This window comes from Bradyrhizobium lablabi (assembly GCF_001440475.1).
Taxonomy (GTDB): domain Bacteria; phylum Pseudomonadota; class Alphaproteobacteria; order Rhizobiales; family Xanthobacteraceae; genus Bradyrhizobium; species Bradyrhizobium lablabi.
Map to the genome: position 1 here is coordinate 295,068 of NZ_LLYB01000071.1, position 15,048 is coordinate 310,115.

Sequence of the window (15,048 nt, forward strand, 5' to 3'; positions counted from 1 at the left end):
ATGACGATTACCGAGCAACCTCCGACCTCGCAAAAGGCTGCGATCGACAAGGAGCGGCTGCGCCAGAAATATCTGGACGAGCGCAACAAGCGGCTGCGCCCCGACGGCAACGATCAGTATCTGCGCGTCGCCGGCCAGCTCGCGCATTATCTCGACGATCCCTATACGCCGGTCACCGCGCGCGAGCCGAAGACCGACCACGTCACCTTCGCCTTCATCGGCGGCGGGTTTGCGGGCCTCGCCACATCAGCGCGGCTGTCGGAGGCCGGCGTCAGGGATGTCCGCATCATCGAGAAGGGCGGCGACTTCGGCGGCACCTGGTACTGGAATCGCTATCCGGGCGCGCAATGCGATACCGCCTCGATGGTTTACATGCCCTTGCTCGAAGAAACCGGGCACATGCCGTCGGAGAAATATGCGCATGCGCCGGAAATCTTGGCCCACTGCCAGCGCATCGGCAAACAATACGGTCTCTACGACAACGCGCTGTTTCACACCGAGGCCGCAAGCCTCGATTGGGACGAAACACAATCGCGCTGGCGCATCCGCACCACCCGTGGCGATGACTTCACCGCGCAGTTCGTCGGCATGGGCACGGGGCCGCTGCACGTGCCGAAGCTTCCCGGTATCGTAGGCATCGAATCGTTCAAGGGCCACTCGTTCCACACCAGCCGCTGGGACTATGATTACACCGGCGGCAATCCGTCGGGCGGGCTGATGGAAAAGCTGGCGGACAAGCGCGTCGGCATCATCGGCACCGGCGCGACGTCGGTGCAGTGCGTGCCGCATCTCGCGCGCGCCTGCAAGGAGCTGTACGTCTTCCAGCGCACGCCGTCCTCCGTCGATGTCAGGGCCAACGCGCCGATCGATCCGGAATGGTTCGCAGGCATCGCAACGCCCGGCTGGCAGCAGCGCTGGCTGGAGAATTTTACGGCGAACCAGGCCGGCGGCTCCGCGGACGAGGATCTGGTGCAGGACGGCTGGACCGATCTGTCGCGGCGGATTCGCGCCAAGGTCATGGGTCTGCCGCGCGAGCAGCGAACGCCCGCAAACATGCTGGCGGCGTTCGAGGATTCCGATTTCGAGAAGATGGAGGAAATCCGCGCCCGGGTCGACAGCATCGTCAGCGACCGCGAGGCCGCCGCAAAACTCAAGGCCTGGTATCGCCAGCTCTGCAAGCGGCCGTGCTTCCACGATTCCTATCTGCAGGCCTTCAACACGCCGGGCACGCATCTCGTCGATACCGACGGCAAGGGCGTCGAGCGGATCACCGAGAATGGCGTCGTGGCTGCGGGCAGGGAATACCAGCTCGACTGCATCATCTATGCCTCGGGATTTGAAGTCGGCACTGAATACAAGCGGCGCGCCGGCTTCGACCTGACCGGCCGTGGCGGCGTCAAGCTGTCGGAGCATTGGGCGTCCGGCATGCGCACCAAGCACGGCATTCACGTGCACGGCTTTCCGAACGCCTTTTTCGTGCAGCCGACGCAGGGCGCCAATCTCATCTCCAATGTGCCGCACAATCTGACCGAAGCCGCCAGGACCATCGCGCTGATGGTCGGTCATGCCCAGGCGAACGGCTTCAAGGAGATCGAGGTGACAAAAGAGGCCGAAGAGCGCTGGGTCGAGCTGCTGCTCACCGGCGCCGGCCGCATGATCGGCTCGCCGGACTGCACGCCCGGCTACTACAACAATGAAGGACGCGAGCCCGGTCCCGCGGCCAAGCTCAATGTCGGCCATCCCTCGGGTCCGATGGCCTACTTCAAATATATCGAGGGGTGGCGCAACAGCGGCCAGTTCGAGGGGCTGCAGTTTCGCTGACCTGCCCGCCAGTTGAAGTTTGTTTTTGTGAGGAGCACACGCGTATGACCCAGCCAGCCACCGTTGAAACGACGAGGGAAATGCCGAAGGAAGCCTCCGCCTCCGTCATCGCGCAGCACGCGGCGACGCTGAAGGCGCTGCCGTTTTCCGATACGCGCGATTTCGACGATGCGGCGCGCGGCTTCCTCGGCACGGTGGAGAACGCAAAGATTACCTCGCCACAGGGCAGGGTGGTCTGGAGCCTGGAGCCCTATGGTTTTCTCTCGGCGGAACAAGCGCCGCCGACCGTCGATCCCAGCCTGTGGCGACAGTCGCGGCTCAACATGCATCACGGCCTGTTCGAGGTGGTGCCCGGCGTCTATCAGGTGCGCGGGCTCGACATCGCCAACATGACGCTGATCGAGGGCGACAGCGGCGTGATCGTGGTTGATACGCTGACCTCGATCGAGGGGGCGCGGGCGGCGATGGAGCTCTACTTCCAGCACCGGGGAAAACGGCCGGTCGCCGCCGTGATCTTCACCCACACCCACACCGACCATTGGGGCGGCGCACGCGGCGTGCTCGACGATGCGACGCTCGCCGGCGGCAAGGTGCCGGTCATCGCGCCCAATCTGTTCATGGAGCACGCGGTCTCCGAAAACATCATCGCCGGCCCCGCGATGCTGCGGCGCGCGCAATACCAGTTCGGACCGTTCCTTGCGAAAGGCGTGCGCGGGCAGGTCGATTGCGGGCTCGGCAAGACCATGGCGGCAGGGGCCGTTGCGCTGGTGCGCCCGACCGATCTGATCATCGCGACCGGCGACAGGCGCACCATCGACGGCGTCGAGTTCGAATTCCAGATGGCGCCGAACAGCGAGGCGCCGGCCGAGATGCATTTCTTCATCCCGCGCTACAAGCTGCTCAACCTAGCGGAAAACTGCACGCACAATTTCCACAATCTGCTGCCGTTCCGCGGCGCCGATGTGCGCGACGCGCTGGCCTGGTCGAAATATCTCGGCGAAGCCTTGCAGATGTGGGGCGGCAAGGCGGATGCGATGTGCGGCCAGCATCACTGGCCGGTCTGGGGTCAGGAGCGGATCGACACCATGATCCGCCAGCAGCGCGATCTCTACAAATTCGCGCATGACCAGACCATCCGCCTGATGAACCACGGGCTAACCGCTGCCGAGATCGCGGAGACCATCCGCCTGCCGGTGAGTCTGGAGGGCGCCTGGCACGGCCGCGGCTATTACGGTCACATCAGGCACAATGTGAAGGCGATCTACCAAAAGTATCTCGGTTGGTACGACGCCAATCCGGTCAACCTCGATCCTTTGCCACCGGTCGAGTCAGGCAAAAAGTATGTCGAGTATATGGGCGGCGCGGACGCGATCCTGTCGCGGGCGCGCGCGGATTTTGCCAAGGGCGAATTCCGCTTCGTCGCGCAGGCCGTGAGCCATCTGGTGTTTGCCGAGCCCGATAACCAGGCGGCGCGCGCGATGCTGGCCGATGCCTTTGAGCAGCTCGGCTACGCCTCGGAGAGTTCGACCTGGCGCAACGCCTATCTGTTCGGCGCGCAGGAATTGCGGCAGGGCATGCCGAAGACCCCACCGCGTTCATCGATGCCGCGCGAAACGCTGGCCGCGCTGCGCACCGAGCAGCTCTGGGATGTGCTCGGCGTCCGCCTCAACGGCCCCAAGGCCGAAGGCCAGCGCATCGTGCTGAACTGGAATTTCACCGATACCGGCGAGACCTTCATTCTCAATCTGGAAAATTGCGCGTTGACCTATGTCGCGGGTGCGCAAGCCGCCGATGCCGATGCCAGCTTCACGCTGGCGCGGGGCGTGCTCGACGAAGTGATCGCCAAGCTGACGACGTTTCCCGAAGCGGTCAGCACCGGCAAGATCAAGGCCGCCGGCAATCCGGCGCGTCTCGGCGAATTGATGCTGCTGATGGACGAATTCCCGCGAATGTTCGAGATCGTGGAGCCGAAGCGCACGGTGGTCTCTTAGCGTCACTGCGAGATATGTAGGGTGGGCAAAGGCGCATACTCGCCGTGCCCACCATCTGTCCGGATCATTGCTTGATGGTGGGCACGCTGCGCTTTGCCCACCCTACGGCCGTCTTGCGACGACCAGGGGGAGCGTTACGCTTTTACTCTGCGCTGCTGACGAGCTTGATCCGCGGCTCCGCTTCTTCCATCAGGCCGCGATAGGCGGCGAGATAATCCAGCGCCATGCGGCGGGCGGTGAAGCGGCTTTCGAACTGTTTGCGGATCGCAGCCCGGTCAAGCGCGGCAAGACGGTCGACCACCGCCACCGCGCTGGTTTCGTCTTCCACGACGAAGCCGGTGAGGCCGGGATCGATAATCTCCGGTACTGAACCGCGGTTATAGGCAAGCACCGGCGTGCCGCAGGCCATGGCTTCGATCATCACCAGGCCAAACGGCTCCGGCCAGTCGATCGGTACCAGGAGGCCGATCGCGCCGCTGAGGAAATCGGGTTTCTCGCGGTCGCTGATCTCGCCGATAAATTCGACCAGCGGATTGGCCTTGATCAGCGGAGAGATCAACTCGTCGTAATATTCCTGGTCGGCGCGGTCGACCTTGGCCGCGATCTTGAGCGGAATGCCGCATCGGGTGGCGATCCGGATGGCGCGATCGACGCCCTTTTCCGGCGCGATCCGCCCGAGCACGGCGAGATAAGATGGCTTCACCTGCTGCGGCGTCAGCAAATCCTCGGGCAGCCCGTGGTGAATGGTGCGCACCCAGTTGGCCTGCGGCACGGGACGCCGCTGTGCGTTGGAAATCGATATCACCGGGATCTTGGAGAAGGTCGTGAACACCGGCTGATGCTCCGGCAGATCAAGCCGGCCGTGCAGCGTGGTCAGAAACGGCGTCGGCTGCCGATTGAACAGCGAGAATGGATAGTAATCGAGATGAAAGTGCAGAAAATCGAACTCTTCATCGTCGCATTTCTGCCGCACGCGCTCCAGCATCACCATATGCAGCGCGTTGGGATCGCGGACCGAGCCGTCGAGGCGCAAGGCCTTCGGCCAGGCCGCGTCGAGTTTCGCCGAGGTGCGGGAATCGCCGCTGGCGAACAACGTGACTTCATGCCCTAACGCTACCAGTTCTTCGGTCAGCCAGTGCACAACCCGCTCGGTGCCACCGTACAGTTTAGGGGGAACAGCCTCCGTCAGCGGGGCGACCTGCGCGATGCGCATATTTCGTCTCCTGTCTCGAATGATAGTTGAATGAAGCCCTCAGCCCGCAAGTCGGCACCGAGCGTGCCGATAGCGGGAACGTTCTTGCATCTGCGAAGTTCCACTCATTCGGCGCATCTTGGTTCTTCCACACGACTGTCTTGCTGATGCCATCTGACACCAACAGATTTGAGGCGACTTGGATGCTGCAGAATTGTTGCGCGGTGATGGCCGTGCGCCGGCAAAACCGAAGCAGCATAGTTCACGACCTCGTGCGCGACGCGCGTTAGGGATTCCCGTTCACTCTCAACAGGTTTGCAGACGACATGGACAATCTTTCAGGGTATGCGCGCCGGCCGTTTCCGTTTGTGTTGCGCTATCTGCGTCAGCGGCGCGCAGCCCATGCCGTCATCTTGACTGCTGTTGTGGCGGCGGTTGCCTGCTCCGTGGGCACGCAATACGGCGTGAAGAATCTGGTCGACAGCCTGACCGCCGGCTCGGACCACGCATCAAACGTATGGCTGGCATTCGCTTTTCTCATGTCGCTGATTGCGGCCGATAATCTGTTGTGGCGCGTCGCAAGCTGGACAGCGAGCTTCACCTTTGTTGGCGTCACCGGCGATCTCCGCCGCGACATGTTCCGCCATCTGACCGGCCACGCCCCCAGCTACTTCTCTGACCGGCTGCCGGGCATGCTGACCAGCCGCATCACCGCGACCTCGAATGCGGTTTTCACGGTCGAGAATATGTTCGTCTGGAACGTATTACCGCCGTGCATCGCGACCGTTTCGGCAATTCTCCTGATCGGAACCGTCAGCCTTGCAATGTCCGCAGGGCTGATCGTCATCGCCGCCATCATGCTGATGGCGATGTTCCGCCTCGCCGCGGCGGGCAAGCCGCTGCATGATGATTTTGCCGACAAGGCCGCTGCGGTCGACGGCGAGATGGTCGACGTCATCAGCAATCTGCCGCTGGTCCGCGCGTTCTGCGGCCTCAGCTACGAACACGACCGCTTCGATGCTACCGTCGAGCGGGAACTCGACGCCCGTGGGCGCAGCCTGCGCTATCTCGAGAAGCTGCGGCTGCTTCACGCCGTCGTGACAATCGTGCTGACCATTGCACTGCTGGCGTGGGCCATTGCGCTCTGGCAGCAGGGCGCGGCGACCACCGGCGACGTCGTGCTGGTCTGTACGCTCGGCCTTTCGATTCTCAGCGCGACGCGCGACCTTGCGGTGGCGCTGGTCGACGTGACCCAGCATGTTGCCCGCCTGACGGAAGCGATCGCCACGCTGTTGCTGCCGCACGAGTTGAAGGATCATCCCGAGGCCGAGCCGCTGATCCGTAGCGGCGCCGCCGTCGGATTCAATAACGTCGCATTTCATTATCCGGGCGGTGTTCAGGTATTTGAAAAGTTCAACCTGCGCATTCAGCCGGGACAGCGCGTCGGCCTGGTCGGTCATTCCGGAGGTGGAAAATCCAGCCTGTTCACGCTGCTGCAGCGCTTCTACGACGTCCAGCATGGCAGCATCACGATCGACGGCCAGGATATTGCGCGGGTGACGCAGCAAAGCCTGCGCGAGGCGATCTCGGTGGTGCCGCAGGACATCTCGCTATTCCACCGCTCGATCATGGAAAACATCCGTTATGGACGGCCGAACGCGACCGACGACGAGGTGCTGCGCGCGGCGATCGCGGCGCGGTGCGATTTCATCGAGAATCTCCCGGAAGGGATGGCGACCATTGTCGGCGATCGTGGTATCAAGGTCTCCGGAGGACAGCGGCAACGCATCGCCATCGCGCGCGCCTTCCTGAAGGACTCGCCGATCCTGCTGCTGGATGAAGCGACGGCTGCGCTCGATAGCGTATCGGAGGAGGCGATCCGTGAGGCGCTGTCGCGGCTGATGCGCGGACGCACCGTGATTGCGATCGCCCATCGTCTCGCCACCTTGCGCAATTTTGACCGCGTGGTGGTGCTGCAGAACGGGCGGATTATTGAAGACGGGCCGCCGGACATTCTGGTGCAGGGCAGGGGTCCTTACCGCGAACTGGTGGCGCGCGAAATGGGGCGTCTCGCCAGCCATGCGGCCTGATCTGCGGCAGTAGCGTTTGCGTCCCGATGCGTCCCTCGCAACGCAATGAAATCGCTTGAGGTCGAAATGACAGCGGAAGTCACTCAATTCATCACCATTGAGGCCGCCGAACACGTCGCGGAATCACCGTTCTACATTCCGATGACGGGACCGGCGACGCGGCAGCGCCGCTCGCTCAAGCACGACGACACCTTTATCGTACTCGACAGCCACGGCGATATTGGCGCCTCTGCCGGCGGGCCCGACGGTCTGTTCAACGCCGATACGCGTTATCTCGCCCGGTTGGAAATGGTGCTCGACGAAGTCCAGCCGCTGCTGCTCGGCTCCAATCTGCGTGACGATAATTCGGCGCTGACCGTCGACCTCACCAATTCCGACGTGTACCGCAACGGCAGGCTGGCGCTGCCAAAGGATACGCTGCACATCGTGCGCTCGATCTTTCTGTGGCGCGGCACTGCCTACCAGCGCATCGCCCTGCAAAATCACGGCGACCGGCCGGCGAGCTTCGACCTGACGCTGCTGTTCGACAATGATTTCGCCGATCTGTTCGAGGTGCGCGGCGAGCGCCGATCGCGCCGGGGAATAGGCTCCAGCCGGTTGCTCGGCCCCGCCGACGTGGTGCTGGAGTATAGCGGGCTGGACGGCCAGGCCCGCATTACCGCCTTGCATTTCGAACCGCGGCCGACCCGGCTTGCCGTCAATTCAGCGACCTATCACTTCGAACTCGAGCCCGGGCAGGTCATCGCCCTGTTCGTCGCGGTGTCCTGCAACAAGCCGATCATGCAGAAGCCGATACCGTTCTTCCGCGGCCTGCTGGCGCATCGCCGCGAGATGCGGCGGTCGACGGCCGGCGCAGCCAGCATCGAGACCTCGAATAACATCTTCAACGAGGTGCTGTGCCAGGCGATGGCCGATCTCAATATGCTGATGACGGATACGCCGCAGGGCCGGTACCCCTATGCCGGCATTCCCTGGTATTCGACCACGTTCGGCCGCGACGGGCTGATCACCGCGCTGCAGATGTTGTGGGTCGATCCGCGCATCGCCAAGGGCGTGCTGCGGCGGCTCGCGCATTTTCAGGCCAAGGCGGTCGATCCGCTTTCGGATGCCGAGCCCGGCAAGATCCTGCACGAGATGCGCGGCGGCGAGATGGCGGCGCTGCGCGAGGTGCCGTTCGCGCAATATTACGGCAGCGTCGATTCGACGCCGCTGTTCGTGCTGCTGGCCGGCCTCTATGTCGAGCGCACCAGCGACGACGACACGCTGGCCGAGTTGTGGCCGGCGATCGAGGCGGGCTTGCGATGGATCGACGGTCCCGGCGATCCCGATCGCGACGGCTTCGTCGAGTACCAGCGCGCCACCGAGCAGGGGCTTGCCAACCAGGGCTGGAAGGATTCCTTCGATGCGATCTTCCACGCCGATGGACAACTCGCCGAGGGCTATCTCGCGCTGGCGGAAGTTCAGGGATATGTCTTCGCCGCCAAGCGGCTGGCGGCACGTTGCGCCCGCCGGCTCGGAAAGATCGATCGTGCGGCGGAACTGGAATCCGCGGCGCTGTTGCTGGCCGAGCGCTTCGAAGCAGCGTTCTGGTGCGAGGAGCTTGGCACTTACGCGCTTGCGCTCGACGGCGCCAAGCGGCCGTGCAAAGTGCGAACGTCCAATGCCGGGCAGCTTCTCTTCACCGGCATCGTCCGCACCGATCGCGCCCGTCGCGTCGCGGCCGATCTGATGAGCCAGAAATTCTTTTCGGGATGGGGCATCCGCACCGTCGCCTATGGCGAGGTTCGCTACAACCCGATGTCTTATCACGACGGCTCGATCTGGCCGCACGACAATGCGCTGATCGCGCTCGGCTTCGCGCGTTACGGCCTAAAGCATTCGGTGGCGCATCTGTTCAAGGGCCTGTTCGACGCCGCCAGCTACATGGATCTGCGGCGGCTGCCGGAATTGTTTTGCGGATTCCGCCGGGAGAAACGGCGCGGACCGGTGCTCTATCCCGTCGCCTGCGCGCCGCAGGCCTGGGCGAGCGCGACGCCGTTCACGCTACTGGAAGCGGCGCTTGGCCTCGAATTCGATGCCGCGCGTGGCGAGATCCGCCTTCGCAACCCGAAGCTGCCGGAATTCCTCAACGAGGTGGTGTTGCGCGATCTGCAGCTCGGGCCGTCCAGCGTCGACTTGAGGGTGCGCCGCCACAACGATGAAGTCTCGCTCGAAGTATTGCGCACGCGCGGCCAGATACAGGTGTCGATCGTATTGACGCATTAGCGATGGCGGATTCGCTTAACTGAAGCGTCCGCCAAGATCAGGAGACCACATGCGCGCCGGTATTCTCATGATATCTTTGATCGCCGGGTTAGCGATGAGCCTTCCGCTTTCGGCAACGGAAGACAGCGCAGCGCAGGGAAGCCGTGCCGCTCCGGCCGATGCCGCGAAAGACGCCACGAAAGATGCCCCTAAAAAGGAACCGGCACCTCCACCTTCGGTCACGGTGATCGGTGCCCGTGACGCGCTCGGCATTCTCGGTCGCGAGGTCCGCAGTGCAGCCAACGAAAACATGGGACGCATCGTCGACGTGATCGTGGACCGCGAGGGCGCTGTACGCGCCGCGGTCATCGATTTCGGCGGATTTCTCGGTGTCGGCAGCCGAAAGATCGTCGTCGACTGGAGTGCGCTGCATTTTGGTCGAGTTGCCAATAAGAGCGACAGCATCACGCTTGAGCTGACGAAGGAACAAGTGACGGCGGCACCGGAATACAAGCAGGACGCGCCCGTCATCGTGCTCGGTGCGGCCGGCCGCCTGCAGCCCTGGGATTTCGACAAGTAACGGAGAAACGATCTGGTCGTGCGCCCGTCTCAGTCGCTCGATCTGATGAACGACGATCGCCAGAAGCGATCCGCCGGCAAGGGCACTATCGTGCCGCAGCCGCCCGCTCCCCGCGAGCGGCCCAAACCGTCGCCTGAGAGCCAGCGTGGCCTCGACTGGTTCATCTTCTTTCTCGCCGATGTGCAGACCGGTTTCGGCCCGTTCGTCGCGGTCTATCTGACCACGCAGAAATGGACGCAGGTCGAGATCGGCTTCGTGCTCTCGATCGGCGGCATCATCGGCTTGCTCGGGCAGATGCCGGGCGGAGCGATCGTCGATGCCGCGCGCTCCGAGCGGCTGGTGGCGGGGCTGGCGGTCGCCACCATCGGCTGCTGCGCATTGGCCTATGCGTTATGGCCGATTTTTCCGGTCGTCACCGCAGCCGCGACGCTGCATGCGCTGGCCAGTTGCGTGCTGGGCCCCGCCATTGCGGCAATCAGCCTCGGTCTCGTCGGCCCGCTTGCGATCGGAGAGCGGCTCGGGCGAAACGCCCGCTTCGCCTCGCTCGGCAATGGCTCGGCGGCGGCGCTGATGGGGGCCGTTGGTTACCTGTTGTCGAGCCAGTCGGTCTTTATCGTTACCTTTCTTCTGGCCATCCCCACCTTGCTGGCGCTTTCGCGTATTCACGAACAGGAGATCGATGTCGCGCAGGCCCATGGCGCCGTGGTGCGCGAGGTACCCGACAAGGAAGCCACCAGCGTTGTCCATCTGCTGCGGCAGCGGCCGCTGCTGATCTTTGCCGGCGGCGTGCTGCTGTTTCAGCTCGCCAATGCCGCGATGCTGCCGCTGATGGCCAGCGTGGTCACGACGCGATCGGCTCAATGGGCGCCGGTGCTGATTGCGGCCTGTATCATCGTGCCGCAGGCGATCGTTGCGCTGGCTTCGCCCTCGGTCGGGCGAAAGGCGCAGGCGTGGGGAAGGCGGCCGCTGCTGCTGTTGGCGTTCAGTGCGCTGGCGATCCGGGGCCTGCTGTTCGCCGTCGTCAGGGATCCCTATCTCCTGGTCGCCGTGCAGGTGTTCGACGGCATCACCGCGGCCGTCCTCGCCGTGATGGTGCCGCTGATCGTGGCCGATGTCGCCTTCGGAAGCGGCCACTTCAATCTGGCGCAGGGCGTCGTTGGCACCGCGACCGGCATCGGTGCATCGCTCAGCACGGTGCTGGCGGGCTATATCAGCGACACCTTCGGCAGCAGCATCGCTTTCACGGGATTGGCGGGAATTGCAGCCCTTGGTCTCACGGTGATCTGGCTGTTCATGCCGGAGACGAGGCGGACGGAGTAAGGCGTACCGTTAGCAGCGCGGCGATGGCCAGCGACGCGCCGACACCGGCGACGCAGGCGGTCCATCCGAAACGATCGAACAACTGGCCCAAGGCGGCGCTGCCGACGAGGCCGCCGAGGAAATAGCAGGCGAGATAGGTTCCGCTGGCAATGCCGCGGCTATCGTTGGCGGCCTGTCCGACGAAGCCCGTGGCACCAGCCTGTGCGAAGAACGTGCCGATGCCGACCAGCACCATCCCCGCCAGCACTTCCGATAGATGCGTGGACAACATCAGGGGCAGGCCGAGTGCGGCGACCGCAAGCGCCGCGCAGATTGCTGGCCGCGTGCCAAAGCGCGCTACTGCCTTGCCCGCGAACAGTGTCGTCAGCACGGAAGGCGCGAATACGAAATAGACGAAGCCAAGATCCATCCGCCCGAGCGACAACGGCGGGCGGACGAGTACGAAATTGACGTAAGTAAAGGTGCCGATGAAGGCGAACAGGATGCAGAATCCGATCGCAAAGGCCGATCGCAGCGCCGGGTTGCGCCAATGCGCGATCGTTGCGGCGAACGGCGATGGCGCGGCGGATATCGCCTGCATCGGCTTGACGCGCTCGATGGTGAAGTAGACCAGCACGGCGCCGGCAAGATTGAGCAGCGCGAAGAAATAGAAGTTCGAGGCCAGCCCCAGCGTGTCGACCAGCGCGGCCGACACCAGTCGTCCAATCAGATTGCTCGCGACGTTGCCGGTGATATAGGCCGCGAATGCGCTGCCTGCGTCCATCGCGCTGCATTGTTCGCCGAGATAGGCCAGAGTCAGCGCAAACGCCGAGGCCATGCAGAGGCCCTGCGCGATGCGAAGTACGGTGAATGTCGTGAGATCGGGCGCGATTGCCAGCAACGTGGTGGGGACTGCCAGGAGGATCAGGCTGACGAGAATGCCGAGGCGGCGGTCGATATACGGGCTGAGGAAGCCGACAACGAGGCTGGCGATCGCCATGCCCAGCGTGCTGGCATTGACGGCTACGCCCATCTCGGCAGGCGATACGTTGTAATGCCGGGTCAGCGAGGGAAGGATCGCCTGGGTGGCGAACAGATCGACCACGGTCAGGAACGCCGTGAGGCCGATGACGAGGGATCGCAGCACCACGCCGGGGGAATGGCCCTGCATTTCCATCGCGTCCGATTTCAATTGCGCGGAAATGCCGGTCATGGCGCTTCTCTATGCTGGTTCTGCGAAGGAAGGATGTGACGCCTGGGCGTGCGGGGCGACACGGGGGCCCCAGGCCGTCACATCCGGCAACGAGACGTCGGGAGGCGCTCGTTACAGCTCCTACATGTTGTGATCGTGCGGATCCTTGCGGACGTCGCCGACATAGAGAACGACGGTTTCCTTGCCGAGGTTCTTCCACCAGTGCGAAGTGCCGGCGACTTCCGGCCTGATCTCGCCGGCCTTGTGCACGATCGGCTCGGCGCAGTTGCTGGCGTATTCGACGATCTCGCCCTGCTGGACAAAGATCAGCGCGGGACGGTCGTCATGGCTGTGCCAGGGCACGATGCCGCCGGGCTCGATCGTGAGCTTGCGGAAGCGCAGCTCGCGATCCCTGATATTGGCCGGCTGCTTCTCGAGGTTGATCGATCCGAGCGTAACGTCGGTGACGCCGACCAGTTTGTGGTCGACCATCGGGCGGACATTCGCTTGCATCTTCCCGGCTGGGCATTCGCCGGCCACGGCCGTCGAGGCCGCCGCAAACGAGCCCGCGATGATTGCGGTAAGCGCGAGGCCTCGCTGGATCGTGCGCGATGTGAGACGGGATTTGGACATGTTGTGCTCTCCTTTGGGTTCTGCCTTGGCCCCGAATGGTCCGGCCGGCTACGTCACCACCATCATGGAAACTGCGCATAAGAGGAAATGCCGGTTAGCTCTGGACTCGATAGCCCAGCGCTATGTAGCTAGCCGTGCCCGAGCATGTGCTTGATGTCGGAAGAGAAGGTCGGATAGGCGTAGACGTTTTCCCGGATCTGGGTGGCCGTAATGCCAAAGCGCATCGCCAGTCCGAAGATGTTCACCAGTTCCTGACCGGCGTGGCCGACGAAATGAGCGCCGAGGATGCGATCGGTGGCCTGATCGACGATGACCTTCGACCACGCAACGGTCTCGGCATAGGTTTTTGCCGAGAACCAGTCCAGCATGTCGTTGACGTGGACGCCGATCGCAAGGCCCTTCTGCCGGGCGGCGGCTTCCGTCAAGCCGACCGAGGCAAGCGGCGGCACCGTGTAGACGGATGTCGCCATGCTGGCATAGTCGGGGCTGTGTTTCGGACCTTCGACGATGTTGCGGCCGACGATGTCGCCCTCATAGGTCGCGATCGGGGATAGCTGCGGCGAACTCGGCACGGCATCGCCGCAGACATAGACGCCGGGGTTGGAGGTCGAGCGCAAATGGCGATCGATGGTGACGCGGCCATTGGCATGCTCGACCTGGCCTGCGACGAGATCCAGCGTATCGACATTGGCGATGCGGCCCGCGCCGTTGACGACACGGCCAGCCTCGGCCACGTGCTCGGCGCCGTCATGGCTGAAGACGACGCGCAGTCGGCCGTTCGCTCTTTCAATTCGCTTGACGCTCACTGCCGTCTTGACCCGAATGCCGATGCGTTCGCTCTCGGCCTGCAGGCGCGCGACGGCGTCGGCATCCATGGCCGGCAACAGTTGCGGCAGCGCTTCGAGGATCGTGACGTCGGCGCCGGCGCGGGCATAGACGTGGCCGAACTCCAGCGCAATCACGCCGCCGCCGACGAAAATCACCGACGCAGGTAGTTCCCGTTCGCTCAGCATCTCGTCTGAGGTGATCATGAACTCGGCGCCTGGGATCGGCAGCGCTCGCGGCTTCGATCCCGTCGCGATCACGATGTGTTTGGCCTCGAGCTTGCGGTCTCCGACGCGGATGGTGTTGGCACCGACGAACACGGCGCGGCCCTTGATGACTTCGACATTGCGCTTTGCCATCGAGCGGGCGAGGTTCGCGGGGATATCCTTGATCATGTCCTTCTCGCGGTTGATCAGCGCCGCCCAATCGAGCTTCGGTTTGCCGACGGCGATATGATGGGCGGATGCGCGTTCGATTTCGTGCAGCGCGTGGCCGGCGGCGACCAGCACCTTCTTCGGCGTGCAGCCGCGGTTCGGGCAGGTGCCGCCAAGAAGATCGGCCTCGATCATCGCAACCGACATTCCGGCACGCCGCACCGGTCCGGTGACGCCGATGCCGGCGTTGCCGCCGCCCAGAATGACGACGTCGAATTTCTGCGTTGTCATCGAATTGATCCCTCTGTTGGCGGGTCCTGATGCGACCAGGCCGCGCCGGAGCGCAGCCTGAAGGCGTTACGGGCGCGATGCCGAAGGCGTTACCTGGTGGTGATGGTCGAGGTGATCGAGCCGACCACCTTGGTCGCCATCTCGAACTGTGCGGTGCGATCCCTGATGTTGTGGCGCCTGGCGATCCATTCGAAATCGGTCCAGACCGCCCAGACGTCGCCATTGTCGTCCTGGGTCAGCAGCAGGCGGACCGGCCAGTCGAGGCCGGCGTTCGGATTCGAGGTGATGAACTGCGTTCCCAGCGGCGGATTGCCGAACACCAGTAGCGTCGAGGGCCGCAGCTTGATGCCGGCGTCGGCCGCGAGTTTCGATTGGTCGATCTCGCTGAAAAATTTGATGCCTTTGGCGGCGATGTCGGCCTTGATGCGGGTGATGGCCTCGGCCATCGGTATCGCGCTCTTGACACGAATGATGCCTTCATCGCTGTCGGCCCGTGCGGNNACCGCCGAGAGGATC

General features: G+C 63.7%; 11 protein-coding genes. 6 read left to right on the forward strand and 5 right to left on the reverse strand.

Translation table 11 applies throughout. From position 1 onward, the window contains the following. Together CQ14_RS18805 and CQ14_RS18810 are read left to right on the forward strand one after the other, a co-directional pair. A complete protein-coding gene (locus CQ14_RS18805) occupies nucleotides 1-1,821 on the forward strand; it encodes a flavin-containing monooxygenase (RefSeq protein WP_082649933.1) in 1,821 nt (606 codons plus the stop codon). Nucleotides 1,822-1,865: 44 nt separating this feature from the next. Further along, complete coding sequence (locus CQ14_RS18810; protein ID WP_057859318.1) at nucleotides 1,866-3,812, forward strand: alkyl/aryl-sulfatase; 1,947 nt, start codon at nucleotides 1,866-1,868, stop codon at nucleotides 3,810-3,812. A 142-nt stretch (nucleotides 3,813-3,954) separates the two neighbouring features. Here CQ14_RS18810 and CQ14_RS18815 read toward each other — a convergent pair whose 3' ends face one another. Further along, nucleotides 3,955-5,025, reverse strand: coding sequence for a glycosyltransferase family 4 protein (locus CQ14_RS18815; protein ID WP_057859319.1), 1,071 nt, complete (start codon nucleotides 5,023-5,025; stop codon nucleotides 3,955-3,957). Between the two features lie 305 nt (nucleotides 5,026-5,330). On the opposite strand from CQ14_RS18815, the gene CQ14_RS18820 reads away from it, so the two are divergent. The 4 genes from CQ14_RS18820 (at nucleotide 5,331) to CQ14_RS18835 (ending at nucleotide 11,238) form a co-directional block, all read left to right on the forward strand. Continuing rightward, nucleotides 5,331-7,094 carry an ABC transporter ATP-binding protein gene (locus CQ14_RS18820; RefSeq protein WP_057859320.1) on the forward strand — a complete coding sequence of 588 codons (1,764 nt, stop codon included), beginning with the start codon at nucleotides 5,331-5,333 and terminating at the stop codon, nucleotides 7,092-7,094. 66 nt (nucleotides 7,095-7,160) lie between these two features. Next, the gene (locus CQ14_RS18825; RefSeq protein ID WP_057859420.1) at nucleotides 7,161-9,359 is read left to right on the forward strand and encodes an amylo-alpha-1,6-glucosidase; all 2,199 of its coding nucleotides are present in this window, start codon (nucleotides 7,161-7,163) and stop codon (nucleotides 9,357-9,359) included. A 49-nt stretch (nucleotides 9,360-9,408) separates the two neighbouring features. After that, nucleotides 9,409-9,918: a PRC-barrel domain-containing protein gene (locus tag CQ14_RS18830; protein ID WP_057859321.1), complete on the forward strand. Its 510-nt coding sequence runs from the start codon at nucleotides 9,409-9,411 to the stop codon at nucleotides 9,916-9,918. 45 nt (nucleotides 9,919-9,963) lie between these two features. Continuing rightward, the gene (locus CQ14_RS18835; protein WP_057859421.1) at nucleotides 9,964-11,238 is read left to right on the forward strand and encodes an MFS transporter; all 1,275 of its coding nucleotides are present in this window, start codon (nucleotides 9,964-9,966) and stop codon (nucleotides 11,236-11,238) included. Here the strand turns inward: CQ14_RS18835 and CQ14_RS18840 are convergent. The 4 genes from CQ14_RS18840 to CQ14_RS18855 all read right to left on the reverse strand — a co-directional run. Then, on the reverse strand, nucleotides 11,210-12,430 hold the full coding sequence (locus CQ14_RS18840; RefSeq protein WP_057859322.1) for an MFS transporter: 1,221 nt from the start codon (nucleotides 12,428-12,430) through the stop codon (nucleotides 11,210-11,212). The genes CQ14_RS18835 and CQ14_RS18840 overlap by 29 nt on opposite strands. 120 nt (nucleotides 12,431-12,550) lie before the next feature. Continuing rightward, nucleotides 12,551-13,042 (reverse strand): cupin domain-containing protein, encoded by a 492-nt coding sequence (locus tag CQ14_RS18845; RefSeq protein WP_057859323.1) that lies wholly within the window; start codon nucleotides 13,040-13,042, stop codon nucleotides 12,551-12,553. 128 nt (nucleotides 13,043-13,170) lie between these two features. Further along, nucleotides 13,171-14,532 (reverse strand): dihydrolipoyl dehydrogenase family protein, encoded by a 1,362-nt coding sequence (locus CQ14_RS18850; protein WP_057859324.1) that lies wholly within the window; start codon nucleotides 14,530-14,532, stop codon nucleotides 13,171-13,173. A gap of 89 nt (nucleotides 14,533-14,621) precedes the next feature. Then, a partial coding sequence (locus CQ14_RS18855) for a DUF302 domain-containing protein (RefSeq protein WP_245320400.1) occupies nucleotides 14,622-15,031 on the reverse strand: 410 nt, incomplete at its 5' end. Nucleotides 15,032-15,048 lie beyond the last annotated feature (17 nt).